Source organism: Psychrobacillus sp. FSL W7-1493 (assembly GCF_038004905.1).
Taxonomy (GTDB): domain Bacteria; phylum Bacillota; class Bacilli; order Bacillales_A; family Planococcaceae; genus Psychrobacillus.
Genome location: NZ_JBBOSB010000001.1, coordinates 2,318,309 through 2,343,428, shown reverse-complemented (window position 1 = coordinate 2,343,428; position 25,120 = coordinate 2,318,309). Strand labels below are relative to the sequence as shown.

The following is a 25,120-nucleotide window of genomic DNA, read 5'->3' as shown; positions in this document are numbered from 1 at the left end:
TTCTATCGCAATGGACATCGAGAATTTATTTACACCAGACAAAATAGTAATGGAGGGGTTAATGTGAGAAGTAAGCAGTGGTTTTATGGTTTTCTAATTCTTATCATTGGTCTAATTTTAGTAGCTTGTACCGATGAAAATGCCCAAACTGAACCAGCGAAAGAGCCGGAAAAAGAGACAAATAGTGCAGAACCAAACAAAGAGGAAACGGCAGTAGATCCGTTTGATCATACAGAAAAGTACACGATTACGGGAATGACATTTCGTTTCGGTGATCCACCACCACTGAAAAGCCCGGGTCTTGATATGATAAATGAACGCTTTAACGTGGACTATAAGCCGGAAATTATTCCTCAGGGGGACTATATTGAAAAGTCGTCTGCTATAGTTGCTTCTGGATCTATGCCAGACCTAATCGGATTTCCAGGAACAGACACTCGTTTTTATCAATGGGCAGAGCAGGGAGCATTCCTGCCTTTAGATGATTATCTTAAGCATTATGACACACTAGGGAAAATCCCAGAATACGTTTACAACTCTTTTAAAGTGAACGGGAAGATCTATGGTATTCCACGTTACTCTCAACCGTACCCTGTAACACCAGTTATTCGTAAGGATTGGTTAGATAAGCTTGGTTTAGAAGTTCCTACTTCTTATGAAGAACTGGAGAAGGTAGCGATAGCTTTTACGAAGGAAGATCCAGATGGTAATGGAAAAGATGATACTTACGGCGTTGCAATTGGTGAAAATATTAACCCGAACTTTAATATGGGAACTTACTGGGACTTTAACGCTTGGTATCACCAAGATAAAGAAGGAAATTACATCCCAGGAATTATTTCTGACGGTAGAAAAGACTTGATCCAATTTTTTGCTAACCTTTATAAAGAAGGAGCGATGACGAAGGATTTTGCAGTTCTTGATTGGGCTAGCACGAACACGGAGTTTTACTCTGGAAAAGCTGGAATCTTTGTTGGGGGAGTTTCAGGTATGTCTGAAGCCTATTTCGAAGGTCTTTTAGCAGCAAATCCAGATGCACATTTAATAGCAATACCTCCTTTTGAGGCTCCAGATAAGTCCAAGGGCTTCACTATTGGATCTGGTTATTCAGGTATTCTAGCTTTAAATGCTAACATGGCTGGAGACGAAGGTAAGATTTTCCGTGCTTTAGAAATGGTTGACTTTGGTAAAACATATTACCCAAGGGATACAAAAAATCCGGATAACGCCGATTTCGATTTCTATTTAGGTGGAGAAGGAAAAGGGTATAACATGGAAAATGGGCAGGCTGTTCAATTGCCAAATTTCTCATCTGATGGACTTTCACCTTCGACTTACTTCTTAGACAATCGTGAGCAAGTACCAGAAGATGCAAATATCACATATGCAGATGATTACAAAATGCCAGAAATGAAGGAAATGGTTCAATCTCTTCAGGAAATGTTTGAATCTAACAAGCTTTATGTAGATCCTTCATACGGAGTAATGTCTCCTACAAATCAGGAGAAAGGCACTGATTTAACACAATTCATCATGAACGAGCAAGCAAAAATGATTGCTGGCCAAAGACCAATCTCTGAATGGGATAGCTTGGTTGAGGAATACATGAAACGTGGAGGAGAACAAATTATTAAGGAAACAAACGAAGGAATTAAGGCAAAGGGCTACACAGAAAGAGAATGGAAATAATATAAAATAGAAGAGCAGCTCCAAAAGTCATTTAAAGACTTTGGGGCTGCTTTTTTTGAAATAGCTATGTAAAAGGGTATGGTTGATTAATGTTGCAAGGAATCTTTAAATCAGAAAGTAGAATTGATTTTTCGTACCAGCCGGACGCTTTTTCGCGGAGTGAGCGATAAGCCATCACCCATCGCTTACGCGCGTGGTTGTGATGTCTTATCTGTCTCACTTATCCCTGCTTATGTCGCCGTCTGGTGCTCCAATCAATAAATGGGAACGGCTCTTTAATTCATCGATAAAATGCTTATAAATTTACTTGCATAAACAAAATTTATGTTCTTAATAGTCATTTGAATGTCACTTCTGTAATGTTTACAATCACTATAAAAAAATGAAGTTTTAATCAAATTAACCAATAACTTTAACGAAGCTTTAGAAATTAACAAATATTGACTTCGTTTAAGAAATTTAACTTTCTAATGCTGAACTCTAATTTATTTATTGAATATTTTGAAACTAAAATTCTAGATATACGTAAATTAATGACGAGAAAGTTATTATATACTTTCATATAGCAAAGGGGGGAATGATTAATGAAGAAAAAATTACTTTTGGTTTTTATAGTGTTACTGCTACAGACAGGCTGCTCATATACTTTTAGCATAAATAGTACGGAGGACTTTATAGAAAGCGTTCCACATCCAAAATCAACTGAGATATTGGATAAACTGCAAAAGGAAGATTATGAAGTTGTGTTTTATGAAGATGAAACAGGATTCCGTATTGGATATAAAAAGTCGGTTGATGAATATTGGACACATACTGGAAACGGTGAGATAGATCCTGGTGACGGTATGGACTGGGCAATGTTTAATAATCCAAAAGTACCTTTAACATTGGTTGGAGGAATTATCACAAATGATCAAATTACAACCGTGCTTGTGAAGCAAAAAACAATAGAGAAGGGAGCTACAATTGTTGAGATTTCTGAAGGATTAAGATGTTGGTTTGTTACCTTTGATGCTTTAGAAGAAGCAGATGCTGGGGAACCAGACCCATTGAAAATCGAAGCATTTGATAGTAATGGAAATGTTTTATGGAAAGAGGGTGTTTATGAAGGTGGGCATTTTAGTGGGAAAATAACTAATTAAATTTTACTTTCTCATCCAATTACTTATAGAACTAATTAAAGAGCCGTTATACGATGTTATGGGGGACAAAACTAGTGAAAATACATATATTTGGTGCTTCTGGATCTGGGACAACTACCTTAGCGAAAGCATTATCCGATGAACTTTGCTGGACCCATTTGGACACAGATGATTATTTTTGGTTAACAAAATATACGGAGATAAGAGAACTGGAAGAAAGAAAAGACCTCCTGGAAAGAGATTTAAACTCACATGGAAATTCAATCTTATCTGGAGCAATATGTGGTTGGGGAGACGATTTAAAAACTTATTTTGATGTAGTCATTTTTTTATGGATTCCTTCAGAAATTAGATTAGAAAGACTAGAGAAAAGAGAATTTCAAAGATACGGAAATGACATTTTAGCAGGTGGACCCAAGCACGAACAATACAAGGAGTTTATGGAGTGGGCTGGGTTATATGATCATGCGGGATTGGAAGTGAGAAGTAGAGCCTTACACGACGATTGGTTGAAGACATTGACTTGTCCAGTTTTGCGGATAGAAGGAGATTATACTGTCCAAGAACGTGTAGATATGACAAAGAGCTTTTTGCAGAAAAAATAAGGATTACTACAATAATCTACTAGATTACGACAATGACAAAGTAGTTTACTACAATCAGAAGCTATTTTACGACAATCAACCAATTATTTACGATAATCCTCCTTTTCATAAGAAAAGCTCCTTGATTTGAACAAATTCAAGGAGCCTAGTGCTATTTTTATATTCGATGCTCTGAATAAGTAGTTTTTCTCGTTATTTCAGAAGCTTTTGCTAGTAAGTCATCAGGTATCTTAGCTTGATACGCCTCGATTGTTTCCAATAATTGCTCGGGTGAACTCGCTCCAACGATTGCAGCGCCACTTTGCAGGACATAGTGAAGAGCTATGCTAGTTAGTGATGCATTTAAAGACTTTAGTTCCCCTATAGTGTCTAGTAGCTCCTTGTTTGTATAAGAGAGGTAGTCGCCTGCTTTTTTAGCACGAATAAGACCTTCATCTTCGGTCAGCATACCTTTTGCAAGCGAGCCTCTACTAAGCAGGGTAGTCTCGTTTTGTTCCAGTAAGTGTAACCACTCCTCTGGTCTTCTATCTAGCAAGCTATATTGCATCATAACCGATACTGCATTGCTTTTTTGTAGGAAGCGGTTAATAACATTCGGTCTGATAGAAGAGATGCCGTATTCTCTAATTAGGCCTTCCTTTTTTAAAGATTCCATCGTATCGATCACTTCATCCACATTGTCATCCATTGTCCCGCCGTGTAGCTGGTACACATCAATATAATCTGTTTGAAGGCGTTTTAGGGATTCATGTATCGCCGTTTGAATCCATTCTTTTGAGGCATCCCAATGCCAGCCATCACCATTTTCGTTTAGTCGATTACCGACCTTAGAGGCAATAACTATGTCCTGACGATGAGGTTTAAGAAGAGTACCTAGAATCTTTTCGTTTTCTCCACGGTCATACAAATCTGCCGTGTCATAATACGTAATACCATGTTCCATTGCGGTTTGAATAATCTTTTCGGCTTCTGTAATGTTTGTGGGTAGTGACATACAACCAAGTCCGATTTCTGAAATAGAGATTTCACTTTTTCCTAATTGTCTTTTTTCCAAGATTATCACTTCCTTTCCTACATGGTACAATGAGAATTAGATAGATTCAAATGAGAGGAAGAAAATTAATGAAAAAATTTGAAGAAAAAACAGTTACAACTGATTTAAAATATACTGGTCGAATTATTACATTACAGGTAGATGATGTTCTTTTACCGAATGGGAAGCAAGGTAAAAGAGAGATTGTGAAGCACCCGGGAGCAGTTGCAGTAGTAGCTGTAACTGACGATAAAAAAATAATTTTAGTAGAACAGTATAGAAAAGCACTGGAACGCTCTATTATTGAAATACCGGCTGGTAAAATTGAGCCAAATGAGGCCCCAGAGCTTACAGCAATGCGAGAGCTTGAAGAGGAGACAGGCTATACTTGTAGTAATCTGAAGTATATACAATCTTTTGCAACCTCACCTGGATTTGCTGATGAGATTATACACCTTTACTTGGCTGAAAATATTGTAAAAATGGAGAATCCAGCTGATTTAGACGAGGATGAGTTCGTTGAATTATTACATGTCAGTCTTGAAGATATGGAACAAATGGTAATCTCTCAACAGATCTTTGATGCAAAAACAGCTTTCGCCTATATTTGGTTAAAAGATTATTTAAAATAAGCATGTTTGAACCTAGTACAAGCATAAGATGAAAATAGATAGGGGGGATTCCAAGTTGAACCAGTCTTATACTATTTTCGTATCTTTTTGTGTACTAGTTGTTAGTTTTATAGGAGGATTAATACTTTTTGAACGTAGCTCACCAGAACAGCAGCAGTGGATTATCAACCTTTTGGATGCACGAGTCTTATTGGAAGGGCCACCTAGTTTCCTAGAGACGATTTTTCCTCACTTGATGATTGCAGTCGTTTTTTTCTTGTTTTATCAGCATCGCTACTTACAAAGATTCATCTTAGTCATTTGCGCATTCAAAATTACCTTTTATGGATTCTGTTCCAGTTTTTTGCTGCAAACTCAAGAAAGTACTTTTCCGTATGTATTTTGGTGGTTCCCATTTCAACTCGTCTACTGTATCCTATTACTTGCATTGGCAAGAAGAGTAAATCTCTTTACACTTGGCTTCTATATAATTACTATTATAATAGAGTTTATTCTTTTACCATTTATCGTATTTAATAATTAGTATTTATTAATAATTATTATTATGTGAATCTCTTGTAATGAGAAAACACTTCTTGTTATAATAGTGGTAGTTAAGGAGGCGTCATATGGAGAGCCGTATTGATCGTATTAAAAAACAATTATCTGGTGCGGGCTATAAACTGACGCCACAGCGTGAAGCGACAGTTCGAGTATTGCTTGAAAATGAAGAAGATCATTTGAGTGCGGAGGATGTTTTTCTACTAGTTAGAGAAAAATCACCTGATATAGGACTAGCGACTGTTTATCGAACATTAGAGTTATTAAATGAATTGAATGTAGTAGATAAAATTCAATTTGGAGATGGCGTATCACGCTATGACTTAAGACAAGAAGGCGCTGCACATTTTCATCATCATCTTGTATGTATCGAATGCGGAGCTGTGGATGAAATTCAAGAGGACTTGCTAGAGGATGTAGAGGCAATCGTGGAAAAAAGATGGAATTTTATTATAAAAGATCATCGTTTAACGTTCCATGGGATCTGCCATCGTTGCCAAGATAAATAACCAAAAAGGATAGCTAAAATATGCTATCCTTTTTTTAATTGCATAATTATTTAATAGGAGGTTTTTTGATGAAAGAGGGTCTGCTTCATTTAGAAGATTATTTGCATTTCCTCCGCATAGAACGACAGCTAGCAGAGAATACATTAGTTTCCTATAAAAATGATTTAACGGAATATTTAAAGTCTATATTTACCATACAGCAATTAAGTAGTTTATCAGTCGTTGAACGGCATCATATCATTTTACATTTAAGAGATTTAAAGGAACAAGGCAAATCAGCTCGAACAGTTTCTCGACATATTTCGTCTATCCGTTCCTTTCATCAGTTTTTGTTGCGGGATAAAGTGACAACAACCGACCCTACTATTCATTTAGAGCTTCCTCAACTAGAGCAGAAGCTACCGAACTTTTTGTCAGTTGAGGAGTTGAACACCCTTTTAGCGAGCATTGATGTGTCCAAGCCGCAGGGAGTGAGAGACCTCGCAATGTTTGAACTTATGTATGCAAGTGGTATGCGTATAAGTGAGTGTCTAAATTTAAATTTAGAGGATTTACATTTGTCGATGGGATTTGTCCGTGTGTTTGGTAAGGGAGGGAAGGAACGTATTATTCCACTTGGTGGAGCAGCATTGCGTGCCTGTAGCAATTATATCGAACATGCACGACCTGCACTACTCAAAAAAGAACGTACAGATGCTATTTTTATCAATCAAAGAGGGAAACGTTTAACAAGACAGGGAATATGGAAATTACTAAACAAGCATGTCCTTGCTGCTGGCATTAAAAAAGAAATTACACCACATATTTTACGGCATTCTTTTGCCACTCACTTGATTGAGAATGGGGCAGATCTAAGAGCTGTTCAGGAAATGTTAGGACATGCTGACATCTCTACGACACAGATTTACACCCACGTAAGTAAAAAGCGATTAAAAGAAGTTTACAAACAATACCATCCTCGTGCATAATGTCAGAGGTCTGACATTTATTTTCGGAGATTTTTTGGTACACTAATAAAGAACAAGTAGGAGGTAGAAATTATGGGAAAATTTAAACGTATACATGTCATTGTGATGGACTCTGTCGGAATCGGTGAAGCACCAGATGCTGCAGCCTTCGGTGACGTGGGCTCACATACACTTGGACACATTGCAGAAAAAATGAATGGATTGAAAATGCCAGAAATGCAAAAGCTAGGGCTAGGAAATATTGAAGCTATTAAAGGTATTGCTCCAGCAGATCAACCAACAGCTTATTACGGGAAGATGCAAGAAGCTTCTGTCGGTAAAGATACGATGACTGGCCACTGGGAGATTATGGGGTTAAATATCGACAAACCATTTAAAGTATATCCAAACGGATTTCCTGAAGAGCTTATCACTGCTTTAGAGGAGAAAACAGGGCGTAAGGTAATTGGTAACAAGCCAGCGAGTGGTACAGAGATTTTAGACGAGCTAGGGGAAGAGCATATGAAAACGGGAGCAATAATCGTTTATACTTCCGCTGATCCAGTTCTTCAAATTGCTGCACACGAAGAAGTGGTTCCATTAGAAGAATTATACCGAATTTGTGAAATCGCAAGAGAATTGACGTTGTCTCCTGAATTTTTAGTTGGTCGTATCATTGCACGTCCATTTATTGGAGAGCCAGGAAGCTTTGTTCGTACTTCAAATCGTCATGACTATGCTCTAAAACCGTTCGCTCGTACAGCAATGAATGAATTGCAAGATGCTGGTTTAGAAGTAATGGCGATTGGTAAAATTAATGACATTTTTAATGGGGAAGGTATTACTTCCACAGTTAGAACAAAAGATAACATGGATGGTATGGACAAATTTATCGAAACGTTGGATAAAGACTTTACAGGTATTAGTTTCTTAAACCTAGTAGACTTCGATGCTTTATATGGTCACCGCAGAGATCCAATTGGCTACGGTAAGGCTCTAGAAGAGTTCGATGCTCGCTTGAAGGAAGCGCTTCCTAAGCTAACAAGTGATGATTTATTAATCATTACAGCTGATCACGGAAACGACCCTACAATGCCAGGAACAGACCATACGCGTGAATTTGTTCCATTAACTGTTTATTCACCTAGATTTACAGAAATTAAAGAATTGCCTTTACGTATGACATTTGCAGATATAGGAGCAACAATTGCAGATAATTTTGATGTAAAGCCAACTGCATTTGGTGAAAGCTTCCTATCTTTATTAAAATAAAGGACGTGTATGAAAATGAGAATGAATGACATTATTGAAAAGAAAAGAGACGGTCATGCTCTAACAAAAGAGGAAATCAGTTTCTTTATTGATGGCTATACAAAAGGTTCTATTCCTGATTATCAAGCTAGTGCATTACTAATGGCAATCTACTTCAAAGATATGAATGATGAGGAACGTGCCAACCTAACGATGGCTATGGTTAACTCAGGAGAACAAATTGACCTATCCGCTATCGAGGGTGTAAAAGTTGATAAGCATTCTACTGGTGGGGTAGGCGACACAACTACTTTAGTTTTAGGACCTCTAGTAGCTGCTTGTGGCGTTCCAGTAGCAAAAATGAGTGGGCGCGGTTTAGGTCACACTGGTGGAACAATAGACAAGCTAGAAGCAATTGAAGGTTTCCATGTAGAATTATCTTCTGAGCAATTTGTAAAGCAAGTAAATGAAATAAAAGTGGCTGTAATCGGTCAAAGCGGTAACTTGACTCCAGCAGATAAAAAATTGTATGCACTTAGAGATGTAACGTCAACAGTTAATAGCATTCCGCTTATTGCAAGCTCTATAATGAGTAAAAAAATTGCAGCAGGTGCTGGTGCAATTGTGCTTGACGTTAAAACTGGTGATGGGGCATTCATGAAAACGGCTGAAGATGCTCGTAAGCTAGCAAAAGCTATGGTGCAAATCGGTAATAGTGTTGGACGTCAAACAATGGCAATTATTTCTGACATGAGTCAACCACTAGGCCGAGCAATCGGAAACGCTCTAGAGGTACAGGAAGCGATTGATACGCTTAAAGGAAATGGCCCAGAGGATTTAACGGAACTGTGCTTAACTTTAGGTAGTCAAATGGTTGTCGTTGGAGAAAAAGCAGAGACGTTAGAAGAAGCTCGAGCAATGCTGAAAAAGGTAATCGACGATGGATCTGCTTTAGAAATCTTCAAGCAATTCATCAAATGGCAAGGCGGAAATGAAAATGTAGTCGATAACACTGATTTGCTACCTAAGGCTGCTTTTGTTACAGAATTAACTGCTAAGGAAGCAGGCTACGTAACTTATATGGAAGCGGATGAAATTGGTACTGCAGCTATGTTACTAGGAGCTGGCAGAGCAACGAAAGAGTCAGTAATCGATTTAGCAGTAGGAATTATCCTTAACAAAAAGGTAGGAGATCGTGTAGAAAAAGGCGAATCACTAGCTACCATTCATGCTAACTCTGAAGATATCCAAGATGTTGTCAATAAATTGCACAAAAACATCCAAATTGAAGCAGCACAAAAAGATGCACCGCCTTTAATTTATGAAGTAATCACAGAATAACAGTAAAATCTTTCTCGAGATTGATAAGACCCTGATAACTTTACTAACGTAGGGTTTTCAGGGTCTTATTTGTCTTATACTACAATTCTTCGTGATGGTTTCATCGGTTGAACTACAGAGGAGTGAAACTTTGTTGCGCCTAGTTTCTGTCGCTGTTATGAAAGAAGTTGACGCTGATTGTAGAGTTGAAGAATTATATAATAGAACGCTTAACGTTATTGATATTAGGCGGTATTTCGAGGTGAGTTTGAAAAGGTTTTAATGGAAAATAGATGCTCCCCTTATTTCATTTAGTCTGGATTTCGGTCTTCCAAGAAGGGATTAATACCCCTTTTGTTGAACCTGTTTACTAAGTGAACAGCTTAGTGGAAAAAGGAACGATGATAGGGGGTAATTATAGCAAAGCGATGGGGATTTACATATATATTTTGTAACGACTTGGAGAAAATGAAGTGGTTTTACTCAGACATACTTCAGTTAATACTCATATGGGATGATAAAGGTTCCATAGCTTTTAAAATTGGTGAACACCAATTAAGTATTGATTACAATGAAGAATTTAACCCACCATCAAGCAAGTTTTCCATTCAACCAGGATGGAAAGGTGGAACAGAACCAAGGATAGGTTGGTCGTTAGAATGTGATAAAGATAATTATAAAAAAATTGTATATTCTGTATTAAAAAATGATATAACAAAATATTACAATAAGCCCATATGGAAGGGATATTGGAGTTTTCCTATTTTAGACCCTATGAATAATACAATAGAAATTACATGTACTGAAAAGATTATCCACTAAAAATTACGACATGAATTATTTAACATAGCCATTTTCTTCTAGAGGATAATTTATGTATTTACCTTGAATGGTCAAAAGTTAATTGTAAGTCAATCACCTTGAGCTCATTTAACCCTGCAGCTTATTTTAGGAAGAAGAGAAATTTATTCATTCATTTATATTTTTAGAATCACTTTCATAAATTAGTGATTTACCATTCCCATACAACATATTCTCCTGTTGATTGAAGCGGCAGGCGGCGACTCCCTCTTAAAATGTAGTCGTACCAATGGTTTCATTACGTATTTTAAAGTGAAAAAAATTTTTTTAACTCGTCTTACTGATGTTTTGCACCCTTATTAAACCACTTATTAAAAATATTGGAAACGAAGGCTGTGCTCCGCTAAATATCCTGGTTAAAAATTCCATAAATATACTATTCTTGGATGCACTCTGTTTCTCTGCAGAACTTATGATGACGTACCCTCCCATATCTCTTTGCGTCGCACGCATACATTCCTTCGTTCGGTCTAGTCATAAGGCAGAGGCCGGCTATGCTCCAGCAGGGACTTGAAGTCGAATGTCGCGGTTGTGCCAGCTCTCTATGTCATCCAACTAAGTTAAACAACTAATGAAATGGTTCACGCTGCCGTTTGAAGAACAGTCAGGTCTTGTATCATGCGTTCTGACTGAAACATCTGTTTCTTCGTACAGAGGCCATGTGCGATTTTTAATAGTTTGCCACATAAGACCACCATGGCTTCTTTCTTTCTTAAAGGGTTTACTGGGCGTTCAATATAATAATGATACAGTGCCTTAAAGGCAGGATTGTAACGAATCATAGGCAAGATGGCTCGGAAGAGGGCTGCACGCAATTTTCTGCGTCCTCGTTTAGAAATCTTCTTTTGTCCCTTTTGTTCACCCGAGGAGTTCTCCCGTAATGTCAGTCCCGCTAGTTTGATAATTTGGCGTGGACTATGAAAGTTAGTGAACGGCCCTACCTCTGATAACAGCTCGACGGCTGTATTGGGGCCGACCCCCTCGATAGATACCAAAAAGAGATAATCGGGCATATTCTGAGCGATTTCTTGTAACCGTTCTGCCAGTAATTCATACTGTTGTTGAACGAGTCTATATTGCATAACCAAGGTATGAATCTCAAATCGAGCCATCTCCAGGCCTTCGGTCAACCCGATCGAGATTTCAGCGGCTTCCTTGAGTTTTATTATTTTGGGAGAAGAGACACACTTTAACCCATCCACCTCTTTGTAGAAAGGGAGTAGCTCCGCCACTTCTTTTTCTCGAAGGTCCTCTGGTAATGGTGTTTTCTCCAGCACTGCTAGGCCGGTTTTCCCGATGTCTTTAAAGACATGTTGGAATTCTGGGAAGAACCGATCTGTCCATCGAATGATTCGATTGGTAATGATGCCAAGCTCTTTCTGAAGCAAGGCGCGATGGGATGCACCATTGCGCAGTTCCGCTTCGATACCTTCTAAAATGCGTGGGAAGCTGAACCGCCCATCGCGGATTAGCTTGGCGATGACCATCGCATCCTTCACATCGTTCTTTGTCTGTAGATTGTCATCCAATTCTTTGGATTTCTTCACGTGACTAGGATTCACAAGCACATAGCGGATGCCATGCGCTGTTAAATGGGCCGCTAGGTTCATCCAGTAGTGTCCCGTTGGTTCGAACCCAACAAGGATTTCTGATTTCTCGTGTTTGTTTTTTAATGCGAGTAGCTGTTCATAGAAGGTCGTAAATCCTTCTGCCGACTGTCTGATAGGGAATGACTTATGCAATACTCGTCCACGGTCGTCTACAGCACATGCGTAATGTTTGCGCTTGGCGATATCGATCCCAATGACCAACGTCTTTTCACTCACTTGATTAATTTTATGATTCGTACTATTATTCATAAGAGGCCCTCCTATATATGTTTTGAGTATTCAATTGGTTGTTGTTACTCTAGCATCATATAAGAGGGTTCTTTTTTTTTCAAGAGCCTGTAAAGTAATCATACAGGAATGCTCCAGCGGGAGGAGGGAGACTGATAAGACATCACAACCGCGCGCGTAAGCGACGGGTGATGGCTTATCGCTCCCCCCCGCGAAAAGCGTCCGAGATATGAGCGAAAATCAATTCTACTTTATATGTTAATTGCTTAATATGTCCTTATTCAGTCCTGATATTTCTTTAAAAATAGCATAATAAAATTGATTCATATAAGCAGCAATCTAAGATTTAAAAATATCTTAAATTGCTGTCTTTTTATTGTTTAAAAAATGTTTAATTTACCCATACTTGATGTGTATAGACCTTTTGTCGAAAATCTTCTAAATTGCGATGATTTCTTCTACTTTTGTCAGTTGCAAAGGATTATAGAATTCTATGTGGAATTGCGTTTTATGAGGAGGCGATTTTATGAAACACGATGTTGAAAAAGTAGGAGACGAAATTGTTATTATTCGATTGAAAGGTGAGCTAGACCATCATAGCACGACAGAAATAAGAAATGAGATAGTACCAATGATTAAGAATGGCTCTATTAAGGTTCTTGTTTGGAATTTAAAAGATTTAAATTTCATGGATAGCTCAGGTATTGGACTCATTCTAGGTAGAATGCGAGAGTTAGCTCCAATTGATGGTCAAACCATCATCGTTAATCCATCACCAACTATGCGCAAAATTTTTCAGTTTGCAGGTTTAAGCCCATACATTTACAGCGAATCAGAAATTGAAATAATTTCAAAGTTAGGGGGAATAGTTTATGGACAATGAAATCACATTATCTTTTATTGCCAAAAGTGAGAATGAAGCATTAGCAAGAATGGTGATGTCCAGTTTTATATCTGCGATCGACCCAACAATTGAGGAGCTGTCAGAGTTTAAGACAGTTATCTCGGAAGCAGTAACTAATGCTATTGTGCACGGTTATGAAGAGGATGGCGTAGGAAAAATCGAAATACATGCACAACGTAGTGGAAGAGAGATAGTCGTTTCTATAGTAGATTATGGTCGTGGCATAAAAGATGTCACCCAGGCAAGAGAACCTTTATATACAACCAAGCCTGAGCAGGAACGTTCTGGTATGGGCTTTACTATAATGGAAAGCTTCAGTGATGATGTGGATATATACTCCATTCCTGATAGGGGGACAACCGTAACCATCACAAAGAAATTTGTACCAATTCAAGAATCAGTTAGGACCGTCTAATGATGAACAATAAGCCAACAATTTTACTGACCCAGGAGAAGATGAGAGAGCTAATAGCCCTGTCACAAGAGGGTGATAAGTTCGCCAGACAACAAATGATAGAAGGAAATACAAGATTGGTTTGGTCTATTGTTCAGCGTTTTGCTTCTAGGGGGGCGGACCTAGAGGACTTATTTCAAATTGGATGTATTGGTCTTATGAAATCGGTTGATAAATTTGACTTGTCCTATGAAGTGAAGTTTTCGACGTATGCTGTTCCTATGATTATTGGAGAAATTCAGAGATTTCTTCGAGATGATGGAATGGTCAAAATTAGTCGTTCCATTAGGGAGTTGAACTTTAAAATTCGTCACGCAACGGATGACTTTCTTAAAACGCATGAGCGGCAGCCAACCATTTTGGAGCTAGCAAGTATTTTAGAAGTTTCTAGAGAGGATATTGTCATGGCGACCGACGCTCTTAGAGATCCAGCTTCCTTGCAGGAGCAACTCTATGAAAATGACAGTGGAGATGCTTTGACTTTGATGGACCAAATGAAAGATGAACGTTCAGAAAAGTCATTCGATCATATCCCACTAAGAGAACTAGTAGAAAAATTAGAAAAACGAGAACAGATGATTATTTATCTGCGTTATTACCTAGACTGTACTCAAAGTGATATTGCCGAAAGGTTAGGGATATCCCAAGTTCAAGTGTCGAGACTAGAAAAGAAAATTTTGACACAGTTAAAGAGCTGGTTGGTACCTGTAGGCAGTACTGCTAATACAAAAGCTAGAGATAGGTGATTATTACGAAGACACTATTTAAGGATATGACCGAGGCAGAAGCGTATTTAAAAGAAAAGTTTGGGGAGAACGAGTCCTATGATTTTGGACTCCTTCATACCCACTTGTTTAAATTCCCGGTATTACTTGTTTACATTAATGGTCTCATTGATGGACCGACATTAACAGATTTAATGACGGGGACTATGAAGAATCCTCCAGAAGAGGATGTTTCTCAAAATGAAATCATGAATCACTATTTTCCTTACTACTCGATCACGCAATATGACTCAAAAGAAAAGTGGATTTCGGCACTACTAAGTGGCCAAGTGACGTTCATTTTGGAAAATGGATCAGTTTATACGGTAGATGTACGAAGTTACCCCGGTAGAACACCCGAGGAGCCAGACAATGAAAAAGTGGTACGTGGATCTCGGGATGGTTTTACGGAGAACATTGTTTTAAACACCGCACTTATTCGTAGACGAATAAGAGATACCAACCTCCGTTTCGAACTACATCAAATTTCCTCGATGAGTAAAATGGATATCGCGATTTCCTATATTAAAGGAGTGGCGAACGAAGAAAATCTAGAACTCATTCGGAAGCGTTTAAAAAAAATCAAGCATGATGGATTTACAATGAGTGATAAAGCACTAGAGGAATGGTTATTCGTGCAGGGCTTTCATCCAGTGCCTTTTGTTCGGTTTACCGAAAGGCCGGATATAGCAGCAGCTCATTTACTTGAAGGTCATATTTTGCTTGTTGTAGATACCTCTCCATCTGTTATTATTGTCCCTACAACCCTATTCCATCACTTACAACATGCTGAGGAATATAGACAAGCTCCAGCAATCGGAACCTTAGTAAGATCTATTCGTTTTTTTGGAGTTTTCTTCAGTTTATTTTTATTGCCATTTTGGTATTTAATGGCTAAAAATACCGATTATCTACCGAAAGCCTTAGATTTCTTAGGACCTAATGAAACAAGTGAGATACCACTTATACTCCAATTGATATTTGCCGATATTGGAATAGAGTTTTTAAGGCTAGCCGCCATACACACCCCTACTCCGTTATCCACTGCAATGGGAATTATAGCGGCTTTAGTCATCGGACAGATGGCTGTTGATGTAGGGCTATTCGTAGCAGAAGTTATTTTATATACAGCTATAACAGCCATATTTACGTTTGCTATTCCTTCCTATGAACTAAGTATTGCTACTAAAATATTTAGGATGTTCCTATTGCTGAGCGCAGCTGCTTTTGGTGCAAATGGACTGTTTATAGCAACAGTGTGTTTAGTATGGTATATATGTAGCTTAAAGCCATTAAATGTACCTTATCTGTGGCCATTAATACCTTTTTATCCGAGAGCGTTTGCTCGTATTATTATCCGTTTTCCAATGCCAACTAATGCGAAGAGACCTTTCATCACGCGATCACCTGTTCGAGATCGTTCCAAATAGCATTGCAATCCTCATATTTAATATGGTAAAGTTCATATAGAAAATGAGGAAAAGAGGCGAGGATACATGGTAATGGTATCAGAGCATAATGTGAACGAAAAGGGCCACCTGTTGATAGGTGGTATTGACTCATTAGAACTTACTAAAACATATGGAACTCCGCTATTTGTATATGATTTGTCTCTTATCAGATCAAGAGCAAGAGCCTTTCTAGCTACATTCCAGGAAGAAAATATAGGTGCTCAGGTAGCTTATGCAAGTAAAGCTTTCTCTTGCATTGCAATGTATCAAGTAATGGAGCAAGAAGGCTTGTCTTTGGATGTTGTATCAGCAGGAGAACTATATACAGCAATACAAGCGGGATATCCTCCAGAACGAATACATTTTCATGGTAATAACAAAAGTGTTGATGAATTAATGTTGGCAATGGAGCATAAGATTGGCTGTATAGTCGTAGACAACTTTTACGAGATTGAATTGCTAAAAAGTTTAACTACAAAGCTAAACCAAAAAGTAAAAATATTACTAAGAGTTACTCCAGGAGTAGAGGCTCATACCCATGATTATATTACAACTGGTCAGCAGGACTCTAAATTTGGTTTTGACTTAATGAATGGACAAGCTGATCAGGCATTTCAACAAGTTTATAAAGAAGAATTTATAGAATTGTTAGGATTGCATTGTCATATTGGTTCTCAAATTTTTGAAACAGTTGGTTTTAAGCTGGCAGCAGAAAAGCTTATCACTAAAATGATTGAATGGGATAACGCGTTTGGCTATGCCTGCAAAGTATTAAATCTTGGTGGTGGCTTCGGCATTAAGTATACCGAGCAAGACACTCCACTGGAACCTTCTACTTATGTGAAGGAAATGATTAGTGCTGTCAAACAATTAGTAGCAAATGCTAACTTAGAGATGCCAGAAATTTGGATTGAGCCAGGTCGTTCACTAGTTGGTGATTCGGGAACCTCCCTTTATACCATTGGCTCTGAAAAAGAAGTACCGGAAATTCGGAACTATTTAGCAGTCGATGGGGGCATGTCGGATAATATTCGCCCAGCATTATATGGAGCAGAGTATGATGCGGCGATTGCCAACAAAATGGGAACACCTAAAAAGGTTGACTATACAATTGCTGGTAAATGCTGTGAGTCTGGGGATAAGCTTATTGAGCATATTTCATTACCGAAAGCTGAACCAGGTGATATTTTAGCAGTGTTCTGTACAGGAGCATATGGTTATTCAATGGCAAGTAATTACAATCGTATGGCAAAACCAGCTGTAGTATTCGTTGAGAATGGTCAGCACCAATTGGCTGTAAAACGAGAAACATTGGAAGACCTTATTCGCCTCGACCTTCCTTATCAAATAGAGAAAGGAAGAGACTAATTTGAAAAAGATAAATGTTATATTGTTTCTAATTTTATTTTTAACCGGAATAATTTGGGGAGTAGCATATTGGCTATTTATTGCCCCAAATGGTAATGTATAATTGGACAATTATCATAAAAAGTAGTAAAGTTCTTTAAAGAAATTAAAAGAGGGTCTTAAACATGTTATTTCGTTATAAAAAAGCTTATGAAAAAATTTCTATGGGTCTCTTATCTTTTATGCCCAATGAAAAAGATGTCAAAAAACTATTGGAAACGATTCATGAATACGAATCTAATCCAGATTGGCACTTATTCGTTTGGAAAAAGATGGAGGATGTCGTCGGCATTATTGGAGTTCGAATGGTGGAAACAGATGCAATCATCCAACATATTTCTGTTAATCCTTCTCACCGAGGAGAGGGGATTGGCAAGAATATGATTCTAGCCCTATCTAATGTTTTACAAACGACTAATATTAGGTCAACGGAAGAGATTAAAGCTTTCTTTGTAAAATGTCATAAAGAAAAAGAAGAGAACTGACCCTATAGGTCATCTCTTCTTTTTTTCTTTTTTTCTCGTTCTTCAAGTATTTCAGAGCGGTCTCTAAGCATATGTTTATGAATAAGAAAATGTTGATCTATATCTTTTGATAAGGTTACCTCCTTGGTGAGGGTAAGCAGTGAATCATTTTGGATGCCAATTTGAAATGCTGTAAAAGGCTTATGAAGCTGAATAGATTGATAGGCTTGGGTGGCATCTTTTAGTAACTGTTCTGTATTTAAAGTTTCGAAGAAGGGAGATTGTATTGTTTCTTTCATACGTTTAATACTGCTTTTCATGGTCTTAGAAGCGCCTTGAAAGTTACCACGTCGCCAGTGGTACATAGAAGTGGAAAGTAGAATGAGTGCGGCTAAAGGATGTACCTTTTGTCGTGGGGAAACTTCCTTCCAATAGTCTTCTAATAGTTCGTGGCATTCAAAATAATCTTTAGTCTCGTTAAATTCTGTTATAAAATGAACAAATTTAGAATCGAATGTAGGGTGCATTCCAATCACCTTTCCTCTATAATTATGTTTAAAATCAATATTAGGTGGAGTTTTATGTCTTACGAAGTAAAAACAGAAGCATTCGAAGGTCCACTCGATTTATTATTACATTTAATAAATCGTTTGGAAATAGATATATACGATATCAAAATGGCTGAGATCACCACACAGTACATGGAACATATCCATGCAATGCGAGTTCTCGAGTTAAATGAAGCAAGTGAATACTTAGTGATGGCTGCTACGTTGCTGTCTATTAAAAGTAAAATGCTTCTTCCAATTCATCAGGACGATGATATGGAGGATGATTTTGATATTAATTTAGACGACCCGAGAGATGAGCTAGTATTAAAATTAATAGAGTATAAGAAATATAAGGAAGCCGCGAGTAATCTGCAGGAGTTAGAAGAAACTCGTAATCTATTTTATACGAGACCGCCGGCAGACTTAAGTGGTTACCAAAGTAATCAGCAGTTAGCTTTGTTTGAGCTCGATGTAAATGTTTACGATATGCTTGGAGCCTTTCAAAAAATGTTGAGAAGAAAGCAGCTTAATGCTCCTCTACATACTAAAGTGAGCAAGCAAGAGATCTCCATTAGGGAGTCTATGACTAACGTGATTACTACTTTAAAAAAGCATAATGGAAGACTATCATTTTATGAGCTCTTTCCAACAAGAGACAAAAACACTATTGTTACGACCTTTTTAGCGTTATTGGAGCTAATGAAGCGTCAGGCGGTTTTGGTTGAGCAAAAGAGTAATTTTGAAGATTTGTTTGTTCAATTAGGAAAGGAAATTGAAATATATGAAGAAATTAAAGAGTAAAATAGAAAGTCTACTATTTGTAAGTGGGGAGGACGGTTTAACTAAAAAGCAACTGTCATTCTTAACAGATACTGAAGAAAACCAAATAGCCGAGGCTTTAGATTTGTTGATGATGGAGTATGAGGATACAGAGGACAGAGGCATCCAGCTAAAGCAGCTCGCTGGAACATACCAACTCGTTACAAAGGAAGAAAATATAGATTGTATTCAAAAGCTAGTGGAAAATCCAACTGCCCAGTCTCTTTCTCAGGCATCGCTTGAGGTTTTGGCTATTATTGCATATAAGCAGCCAATTACTCGAGTAGAAATAGAGGATATCCGTGGTGTGAAATCAGAACGGCCAATACATACATTAGCTGCAAAAGGACTAGTTCAAGAAGTTGGACGTGCAGAAGGGACAGGTAGGGCTATCTTGTATGGAACTACACAGGAATTCCTTCAATACTTTGGATTAAAGGATATCAGTGCACTACCTCCATTACCTGAAGAAGTAGAGGTAGAAGACATGGAAGACACAGATTTATTTATGACCAAGTTCCAAGAAGCATTTGAAGGATAGAAATAAATGAAAAAGGAGTATTTTCCATTTATAAAAAAGCGCTTATACTAATTTTGTTTTTCCTGTTTGTTAATATTGGAAGTGCACAAGCCGTATCTTCATCTTATGCTGTGATTGATGCTAAGACAGGGAGATTGTTGCTAGGAAATAATGCAGAGGTAGAGCTTCCTATTGCTAGTCTTACAAAGGTATGGACAGCATTGACGGTGTTGGACAATGCAACTCTTGATGAAGAAATTACGATTTCTTCGGTAGCTGCGGCTCAAGAAGGATCCTCTCTCTATTTGCAGCCAGGAGAGGTTTGGACTGTTAATTCCTTGCTGCATGGACTAATGCTTCAATCAGGCAATGATGCAGCTTATGCATTAGCAGAGCATACTGGAGGTTCCTTAGAAGGTTTTGTGAAACTGATGAACGAAAAGTTTCAATTAGCTGGTTTAGAAAACTCTCATTTTACGAATCCTTCGGGTCTTCATAATGATGAACACTATGCTTCGGCTCAAGACATGGCTAATATGTTCCGACTTGCTTTGCAAAATGAAGATTTTATGAAAATCGCATCTGCTAAGAACTTTGTTCCAAAGGAACGTTCTATCAAATGGAGAAATAAGCATAAACTTATGCATTTCAACGAATATACAGTTGCCGGTAAAACAGGTTATACGAAAAGAGCTGGAAGAACGCTTGTAACATACTTGAAAGACAAGGATAAAGAAATAATTGTTGTAACATTGAATCATTCAAATGATTGGAACACTCATGTTTCTCTTGCAGAGCAAATATTCCAAAACTATTCAATGGTTCACGTAGTTGAAAAAGGGAAATACGAGCTTTTTCAAAAAGATGTTATAGAGGTTAAAAAGGACTACTATTTACTTTTGAACAAGGAAGAAGAAGAGAAGCTAAATAATGTACTCATTATCCCGAGAAACAACAAGGAAAAGAAGCCTTTTCTCTGGAAGGTAATGATTGATAAAGATGTTGCGCTAGAATTTAACGTCAAGAAAGTCAAATAATTTGGAGAAGACAGTTTTTCTAAAAGACTGTCTTCTTTTATTTTCTGCAAAAGTGTGACATAATTCACTCATGTATGAAGAATGGACGAGGTGGATTACTTGGAAAGATTACAAAAAGTTTTAGCACACGCAGGTGTTGCTTCACGTAGAAAAGCAGAAGAGTTAATTTTAGAAGGAAAAGTAAAGGTCAATGGGAAAGTAATTAAGGAATTAGGTACTAAGGTCTCTGATTCAGATACAGTTGAAGTAGAAGGTGTCAAATTAGAGAAAGAACAAAAGAAATATTTCTTACTTTACAAGCCAAGAGGTGTTATCTCAGCCGTTAGCGATGACAAAGGTAGAAAGACTGTTACCGATTTACTCCCTCATGTAACGGAAAGATTATACCCAGTAGGTAGATTAGATTATGAAACTTCAGGTTTATTGCTCTTAACAAATGATGGAGATTTTTCTTATGCACTTACACATCCAAAGTTCAAGGTGGACAAGACTTATGTCGCGCGACTTAAAGGTATACCTTTACGCGAGCAACTAAGACCGCTTGAGAGAGGTGTCGTTTTAGAGGATGGTAAGACAGCTCCTGCAAAAGTTAAGCTTCTATCTTCTGAAAAGAAAGCAAATAAATCAATTGTTGAAATTACGATCCATGAGGGCAAAAACCGTCAAGTACGTCGTATGTTTGATGCAATTGGCTTCCCTGTGCAAAAATTAAAAAGAGAACGATTTGGTTTCTTAACTCTACACGGGTTGAACGCAGGAGAGTGGAGAGAATTAACAACTCATGAGATTAAACAGCTTAGAGTACTGGCAGAAACAGGTAAAATAGGTAAATAGCAATGAAAAGTTCACAAAGCCTTCATATGTCCTTCTCAAATTGGACATTATATTTGGTATAATATTGTCGGCAATGCATGGAATGGAGGAAATAAAAGGTGGCTCAATCCAAACAAAAACGTTTTTACATAAGAGCAGTTATTTTGGTAGTACTTACACTAGCAATTGTTTTTACAATTTTCTCTAACGTGACGAAAGAAAAAAATGCAGTTCTCAAAGTCGGCGATAAAGCACCGAATTTCCAAGTAGTGGATATGAATGGAGAACAGCATAAACTGTCTGACTATGAAGGGCAGGGAATCTTCTTAAATTTCTGGGGAACTTGGTGTAAACCATGTGCTAAAGAAATGCCAGCTATGGACAACCAATTTAACATTTACAAAGAACAAGGTGTTCAAACCTTAGCCATTAATGTGGGAGAATCAGATTTGAAGGTAAACCGTTTTGCTAACCAATATGGTTTAACATTCCCAATTGCGATCGATCGTAATAAAAGCTTGTTGGATTCCTATAATATTGATCCACTACCAACGACCTTTTTGATTAGCCCGGAAGGTAAGATCGAAAAGATTATTAAAGGTGAGATGACCGAGCAAGATATTGCTGATTACATGGAACAAATCAAACCTTCCTAAAGGAGTCTTTTAGATGGACAAGATAGTTTGTAAATGTGGGCACGTCAACCCTGCAGGTACAGAGCTTTGTGAAAGCTGTGGACGACCGTTAAGTCAACATTCGAAAGATCAAAAGCTTGTTGATATGAGGTATGAAGGGTCTGCAAGACGTTCTCAAACCTATAACAAAACAATCATTGATAAAATTTGGAACTTCTTTTCTAGTGTGAAAGTAGGGATGTGGATAATAGTTGCTATCTTAGTCGCAGCTGCTATAGGAACAATTTTGCCACAGGTTTTCTACGTTCCTGCCACAAGAGAAGAAGATATTGCTGCGTACTATGAACGAGTTTATGGGTGGTTCGGCACACTCTACTATGAATTAGGTCTTTCTGATCTTTATAGCTCATGGTGGTTCCAAACATTAGTTGGAATGCTAGGGATATCTCTAGTCATTGCAAGTTTAGACCGAGTAATTCCACTTTATAAATCTCTCAAAAGGCAAAAAACAAAAAGACACATTAGCTTCTTAAAACGTCAACGTGTTTATGGTGAGGGAGAAGTTGAATCTCCTGTAGAATCGCTTGAGAAAGCGGAAGAAAAGCTAAAAGCATTAAAGTATAATGTGAAAAGAGAAGGAAATGCAATTCTGGCAGAAAAAGGCCGATTTTCTAGGTGGGGCCCGTATGTTAACCATTTAGGTCTAATTCTTTTCTTAATGGGTGTTATGATGCGTGCTATTCCAGGCTTCTATGTCGACGAAACAATGTGGATTAGAGAAGGAGAGACGCTCTATATCCCACAAACAGATGGATATTTCTTAGAAAGTAAGCAATTCATATATGAGACTTATACAAAAGAAGAATCTGAGGAAGTTTTTGGAGCTGCTTTAGATAGGGTTGGTTCAATCGCGAAAAACTATCAAACAGATATTGCTTTGTATAAAGGTCCTGACGATGCAATTGCTGGACATCCGGAAGATTTAAAGCTAGTAAAGGAAGAATCCATTCAAGTTAATGAACCTTTGAAGTTTGATAATTTTTCTGTGTTCCAAATGGATTTCCGTCTTAATGAATTAAAGTCTATGACCTTCCATTTAGAGGATAAGGAAACTGGTACTAACCATGGTCAGTTTACGGTTGAATTATCAAATCCTCAAAGTGTGTATGAGTTAAATGATGGATACAAAGTAGAAATTGTGGATTATTACGCTAATTTCTCTGGATTTGTAGACGGAGAACCACAATCAGAGACGCCAGAACCAAAAAATCCAGCATTTTTAATGAAAATGTATAGCCCGGAATTTCCTAAGGGAGAATCTAGCTTTGTCATGATTCAAAATACATTAGAGCCTTTAGGTGAGACAGCTCATAAAGTTAAATTTGAAAGTGTAGAAACTAGAGATATGTCAGGTCTTACAATCCGAAAAGATTTAACACTTCCTATTCTTATGCTTGGTGGATTGATTTTCATGATTGGTGTTGCACAAGGGTCATACTGGAATCATCGCCGAATTTGGCTTCAGTATCTAGAGGATGGAAAAATGGTTGTTGCGGCTCATACAAACAAAAACTGGATGAGTGTGAAAAAGGATATCGATGAAGTATCAAAGGTAACCAGCATTCCACCATATGAGGACCAACAAGATCTAGATACAAAACTAGAAAAAGAGGAAATACAGGAAGGGGAAAAATAAGATGACAATGGTTTCTGTAAGTGAGACTTTATTGTTTGTTGCGTTTGTTGCTTATTTGGTTGCTACGTTCCTATTTGGTGGAGCAGTCAAATCTTCTGCCGCTTCAGCTAGAAAATCATATAAACGTTGGGGTACTTTAGCAATCAGCGTGACAGTTATTGGTTTTGTAGCAAACTTAGGGTATTTTATTACTCGTTGGATTGCAGCAGGACATGCACCAGTAAGTAACTTATTTGAGTTTACAACTGCGTTTGGAATGCTCGTAGTAGGAGCATTTATATTAATTTACTTTATATACAAAACCCCTGCTCTTGGGTTGTTTGCACTTCCAATAGCAGTACTAATTATTGCTTATGCAAGTATGTTCCCAAAAGATATCACTCCTTTAATACCAGCGTTAAAAAGTCACTGGTTAACGATCCATGTTATTACGGCTGCTCTTGGAGAAGCTATTTTAGCAATTAGTGCAGTAGCAGGTTTGATCTTTTTATTGAAGAATATTGACCTAACAAAGCCATCTAAACAACGTTTTTGGATGGAAGCTACTATGTACGTTTTAGTACTAGTTTTAGGATTTGTTGTATCAACAGTTACCTTCTCTGTTGCAGATTATTCAGCAGAATATTCCTATATCGATAAGGAAGGTAATCCGCACGATATCGAGTATAACAAGCCTGCTTTATTTGGGATGAATGAATCCGAAGCAATTACTGATGGAGCGATGGAGCCATTGGTGGAAGTTCCTCCATTAGTTAACGGTAAAAAGTTGACTACAGTTGTATGGTCTCTTCTATTTGGTACAGTGCTATACGGACTGTTACGTTTAATATTACGCAAACGTATTTCTTTAGTTCTTCAGCCATTAACTAAAAAAGCGAATTCGCAGCTTATGGACGAAATTGGTTACCGTGCAGTATTAATCGGTTTCCCGGTATTTACATTAGGAGCACTAATCTTTGCAATGATCTGGGCACATGAAGCTTGGTCTCGTTTCTGGGGTTGGGATCCAAAAGAGGTTTGGGCACTTATTACTTGGTTATTCTATGCTGTTTTCTTACATTTAAGATTAACAAAAGGTTGGCAAGGCGAAAAATCTGCTTGGTTAGCTTTAATAGGATTTATTATCATTATGTTCAACCTAATTGCAGTAAACTTAATTATTGCTGGGCTTCACTCTTACGCGTAAGTCAAAAGTAGTGCTAAAAAGCTCTTCATTCAACAGAATGGAGAGCTTTTCT

The 25,120-nt window shown here is 37.7% G+C and carries 26 protein-coding genes; 23 read left to right on the top strand and 3 right to left on the bottom strand.

Translation table 11 applies throughout. The features are described from left to right. Nucleotides 1-63: 63 nt before the first annotated feature. The 3 genes from MKX96_RS11860 to MKX96_RS11850 all read left to right on the top strand — a co-directional run bounded on the left by MKX96_RS11860 (nt 64) and on the right by MKX96_RS11850 (nt 3,436). Complete coding sequence (locus MKX96_RS11860; RefSeq protein WP_298472301.1) at nt 64-1,689, top strand: extracellular solute-binding protein; 1,626 nt, start codon at nt 64-66, stop codon at nt 1,687-1,689. A 584-nt stretch (nt 1,690-2,273) separates the two neighbouring features. Further along, nucleotides 2,274-2,831, top strand: coding sequence for a hypothetical protein (locus tag MKX96_RS11855; RefSeq protein WP_340883740.1), 558 nt, complete (start codon nt 2,274-2,276; stop codon nt 2,829-2,831). Between the two features lie 74 nt (nt 2,832-2,905). After that, nucleotides 2,906-3,436: an ATP-binding protein gene (locus MKX96_RS11850; protein WP_445678192.1), complete on the top strand. Its 531-nt coding sequence runs from the start codon at nt 2,906-2,908 to the stop codon at nt 3,434-3,436. Between the two features lie 157 nt (nt 3,437-3,593). Here the strand turns inward: MKX96_RS11850 and MKX96_RS11845 are convergent, their stop codons facing one another. Then, nucleotides 3,594-4,490, bottom strand: a complete 897-nt coding sequence (locus tag MKX96_RS11845; RefSeq protein WP_340883737.1) for an aldo/keto reductase — start codon at nt 4,488-4,490, stop codon at nt 3,594-3,596. Nucleotides 4,491-4,558: 68 nt separating this feature from the next. Here MKX96_RS11845 and MKX96_RS11840 point away from each other — a divergent pair, with 68 nt between their 5' ends. The 7 genes from MKX96_RS11840 (at nt 4,559) to MKX96_RS11810 (ending at nt 10,490) form a co-directional block, all read left to right on the top strand. Next, nucleotides 4,559-5,101, top strand: coding sequence for an NUDIX hydrolase (locus tag MKX96_RS11840; RefSeq protein ID WP_340883735.1), 543 nt, complete (start codon nt 4,559-4,561; stop codon nt 5,099-5,101). Nucleotides 5,102-5,156: 55 nt separating this feature from the next. Beyond that, on the top strand, nt 5,157-5,624 hold the full coding sequence (locus MKX96_RS11835) for a hypothetical protein (RefSeq protein ID WP_169360825.1): 468 nt from the start codon (nt 5,157-5,159) through the stop codon (nt 5,622-5,624). An 85-nt stretch (nt 5,625-5,709) separates the two neighbouring features. Further along, entirely contained in the window at nt 5,710-6,150 is a 441-nt protein-coding gene (fur, locus tag MKX96_RS11830; protein ID WP_169360826.1) for a ferric iron uptake transcriptional regulator, read from the top strand. 68 nt (nt 6,151-6,218) lie between these two features. Next, nucleotides 6,219-7,118 carry a site-specific tyrosine recombinase XerD gene (gene xerD, locus MKX96_RS11825; RefSeq protein ID WP_169360827.1) on the top strand — a complete coding sequence of 300 codons (900 nt, stop codon included), beginning with the start codon at nt 6,219-6,221 and terminating at the stop codon, nt 7,116-7,118. A gap of 72 nt (nt 7,119-7,190) precedes the next feature. Continuing rightward, on the top strand, nt 7,191-8,369 hold the full coding sequence (deoB, locus tag MKX96_RS11820; protein ID WP_251555962.1) for a phosphopentomutase: 1,179 nt from the start codon (nt 7,191-7,193) through the stop codon (nt 8,367-8,369). A 15-nt stretch (nt 8,370-8,384) separates the two neighbouring features. Further along, entirely contained in the window at nt 8,385-9,689 is a 1,305-nt protein-coding gene (locus tag MKX96_RS11815) for a pyrimidine-nucleoside phosphorylase (protein WP_340883733.1), read from the top strand. A gap of 393 nt (nt 9,690-10,082) precedes the next feature. Beyond that, a complete protein-coding gene (locus MKX96_RS11810; protein ID WP_340886008.1) occupies nt 10,083-10,490 on the top strand; it encodes a VOC family protein in 408 nt (135 codons plus the stop codon). 620 nt (nt 10,491-11,110) lie between these two features. Here the strand turns inward: MKX96_RS11810 and MKX96_RS11805 are convergent. Then, nucleotides 11,111-12,388: an IS110 family transposase gene (locus MKX96_RS11805; RefSeq protein ID WP_340883731.1), complete on the bottom strand. Its 1,278-nt coding sequence runs from the start codon at nt 12,386-12,388 to the stop codon at nt 11,111-11,113. Nucleotides 12,389-12,893: 505 nt separating this feature from the next. On the opposite strand from MKX96_RS11805, the gene MKX96_RS11800 reads away from it, so the two are divergent. From MKX96_RS11800 to MKX96_RS11775, 6 genes are all read left to right on the top strand, one after another. Next, a complete protein-coding gene (locus MKX96_RS11800; protein ID WP_169361316.1) occupies nt 12,894-13,250 on the top strand; it encodes an STAS domain-containing protein in 357 nt (118 codons plus the stop codon). Next, a complete protein-coding gene (gene spoIIAB / locus MKX96_RS11795; protein WP_169361315.1) occupies nt 13,240-13,686 on the top strand; it encodes an anti-sigma F factor in 447 nt (148 codons plus the stop codon). Before MKX96_RS11800 ends, spoIIAB begins: the two co-directional genes overlap by 11 nt. Next, nucleotides 13,686-14,471, top strand: coding sequence for a SigF/SigG family RNA polymerase sporulation sigma factor (locus tag MKX96_RS11790; protein WP_169361314.1), 786 nt, complete (start codon nt 13,686-13,688; stop codon nt 14,469-14,471). Before spoIIAB ends, MKX96_RS11790 begins: the two co-directional genes overlap by 1 nt. 2 nt (nt 14,472-14,473) lie before the next feature. Beyond that, the gene (locus MKX96_RS11785) at nt 14,474-15,919 is read left to right on the top strand and encodes a spore germination protein (RefSeq protein ID WP_251556024.1); all 1,446 of its coding nucleotides are present in this window, start codon (nt 14,474-14,476) and stop codon (nt 15,917-15,919) included. Between the two features lie 66 nt (nt 15,920-15,985). After that, a complete protein-coding gene (gene lysA / locus MKX96_RS11780; protein WP_340883730.1) occupies nt 15,986-17,308 on the top strand; it encodes a diaminopimelate decarboxylase in 1,323 nt (440 codons plus the stop codon). A gap of 164 nt (nt 17,309-17,472) precedes the next feature. Beyond that, nucleotides 17,473-17,832: a GNAT family N-acetyltransferase gene (locus MKX96_RS11775; RefSeq protein ID WP_169361312.1), complete on the top strand. Its 360-nt coding sequence runs from the start codon at nt 17,473-17,475 to the stop codon at nt 17,830-17,832. Between the two features lie 2 nt (nt 17,833-17,834). Here MKX96_RS11775 and MKX96_RS11770 read toward each other — a convergent pair whose 3' ends face one another. Further along, on the bottom strand, nt 17,835-18,338 hold the full coding sequence (locus MKX96_RS11770) for a DUF309 domain-containing protein (protein ID WP_169361311.1): 504 nt from the start codon (nt 18,336-18,338) through the stop codon (nt 17,835-17,837). A 54-nt stretch (nt 18,339-18,392) separates the two neighbouring features. On the opposite strand from MKX96_RS11770, the gene MKX96_RS11765 reads away from it, so the two are divergent. From MKX96_RS11765 to ccsB, 7 genes are all read left to right on the top strand, one after another. Further along, nucleotides 18,393-19,163: a segregation/condensation protein A gene (locus tag MKX96_RS11765; protein WP_169361310.1), complete on the top strand. Its 771-nt coding sequence runs from the start codon at nt 18,393-18,395 to the stop codon at nt 19,161-19,163. Then, on the top strand, nt 19,144-19,722 hold the full coding sequence (scpB, locus tag MKX96_RS11760) for an SMC-Scp complex subunit ScpB (RefSeq protein ID WP_169361309.1): 579 nt from the start codon (nt 19,144-19,146) through the stop codon (nt 19,720-19,722). The genes MKX96_RS11765 and scpB overlap by 20 nt, the downstream gene beginning before the upstream one ends. A gap of 53 nt (nt 19,723-19,775) precedes the next feature. Beyond that, nucleotides 19,776-20,738, top strand: coding sequence for a D-alanyl-D-alanine carboxypeptidase family protein (locus MKX96_RS11755; protein ID WP_340883727.1), 963 nt, complete (start codon nt 19,776-19,778; stop codon nt 20,736-20,738). Nucleotides 20,739-20,837: 99 nt separating this feature from the next. Further along, nucleotides 20,838-21,572, top strand: coding sequence for a pseudouridine synthase (locus tag MKX96_RS11750; RefSeq protein ID WP_169361307.1), 735 nt, complete (start codon nt 20,838-20,840; stop codon nt 21,570-21,572). Between the two features lie 98 nt (nt 21,573-21,670). Further along, nucleotides 21,671-22,207 carry a thiol-disulfide oxidoreductase ResA gene (gene resA / locus MKX96_RS11745; protein WP_169361306.1) on the top strand — a complete coding sequence of 179 codons (537 nt, stop codon included), beginning with the start codon at nt 21,671-21,673 and terminating at the stop codon, nt 22,205-22,207. 13 nt (nt 22,208-22,220) lie between these two features. Continuing rightward, on the top strand, nt 22,221-23,882 hold the full coding sequence (locus MKX96_RS11740; RefSeq protein ID WP_340883726.1) for a cytochrome c biogenesis protein ResB: 1,662 nt from the start codon (nt 22,221-22,223) through the stop codon (nt 23,880-23,882). Nucleotide 23,883: 1 nt separating this feature from the next. Beyond that, nucleotides 23,884-25,068, top strand: a complete 1,185-nt coding sequence (ccsB, locus tag MKX96_RS11735) for a c-type cytochrome biogenesis protein CcsB (protein WP_169361304.1) — start codon at nt 23,884-23,886, stop codon at nt 25,066-25,068. Nucleotides 25,069-25,120 lie beyond the last annotated feature (52 nt).

Excerpts from the sequence above, each read along its gene's own strand:
- MKX96_RS11855 (WP_340883740.1), top strand. The coding sequence starts at position 2,274 with ATGAAGAAAAAATTACTTTTGGTTTTTATAGTGTTACTGCTACAGACA.
- MKX96_RS11840 (WP_340883735.1), top strand. The coding sequence starts at position 4,559 with ATGAAAAAATTTGAAGAAAAAACAGTTACAACTGATTTAAAATATACT.
- fur (WP_169360826.1), top strand. The coding sequence starts at position 5,710 with ATGGAGAGCCGTATTGATCGTATTAAAAAACAATTATCTGGTGCGGGC.
- xerD (WP_169360827.1), top strand. The coding sequence starts at position 6,219 with ATGAAAGAGGGTCTGCTTCATTTAGAAGATTATTTGCATTTCCTCCGC.
- deoB (WP_251555962.1), top strand. The coding sequence starts at position 7,191 with ATGGGAAAATTTAAACGTATACATGTCATTGTGATGGACTCTGTCGGA.
- MKX96_RS11815 (WP_340883733.1), top strand. The coding sequence starts at position 8,385 with ATGAGAATGAATGACATTATTGAAAAGAAAAGAGACGGTCATGCTCTA.
- MKX96_RS11805 (WP_340883731.1), bottom strand. The coding sequence starts at position 12,388 with ATGAATAATAGTACGAATCATAAAATTAATCAAGTGAGTGAAAAGACG.
- MKX96_RS11800 (WP_169361316.1), top strand. The coding sequence starts at position 12,894 with ATGAAACACGATGTTGAAAAAGTAGGAGACGAAATTGTTATTATTCGA.
- spoIIAB (WP_169361315.1), top strand. The coding sequence starts at position 13,240 with ATGGACAATGAAATCACATTATCTTTTATTGCCAAAAGTGAGAATGAA.
- MKX96_RS11790 (WP_169361314.1), top strand. The coding sequence starts at position 13,686 with ATGATGAACAATAAGCCAACAATTTTACTGACCCAGGAGAAGATGAGA.
- lysA (WP_340883730.1), top strand. The coding sequence starts at position 15,986 with ATGGTAATGGTATCAGAGCATAATGTGAACGAAAAGGGCCACCTGTTG.
- MKX96_RS11775 (WP_169361312.1), top strand. The coding sequence starts at position 17,473 with ATGTTATTTCGTTATAAAAAAGCTTATGAAAAAATTTCTATGGGTCTC.
- MKX96_RS11770 (WP_169361311.1), bottom strand. The coding sequence starts at position 18,338 with ATGCACCCTACATTCGATTCTAAATTTGTTCATTTTATAACAGAATTT.
- MKX96_RS11765 (WP_169361310.1), top strand. The coding sequence starts at position 18,393 with ATGTCTTACGAAGTAAAAACAGAAGCATTCGAAGGTCCACTCGATTTA.
- scpB (WP_169361309.1), top strand. The coding sequence starts at position 19,144 with ATGAAGAAATTAAAGAGTAAAATAGAAAGTCTACTATTTGTAAGTGGG.
- MKX96_RS11740 (WP_340883726.1), top strand. The coding sequence starts at position 22,221 with ATGGACAAGATAGTTTGTAAATGTGGGCACGTCAACCCTGCAGGTACA.
- ccsB (WP_169361304.1), top strand. The coding sequence starts at position 23,884 with ATGACAATGGTTTCTGTAAGTGAGACTTTATTGTTTGTTGCGTTTGTT.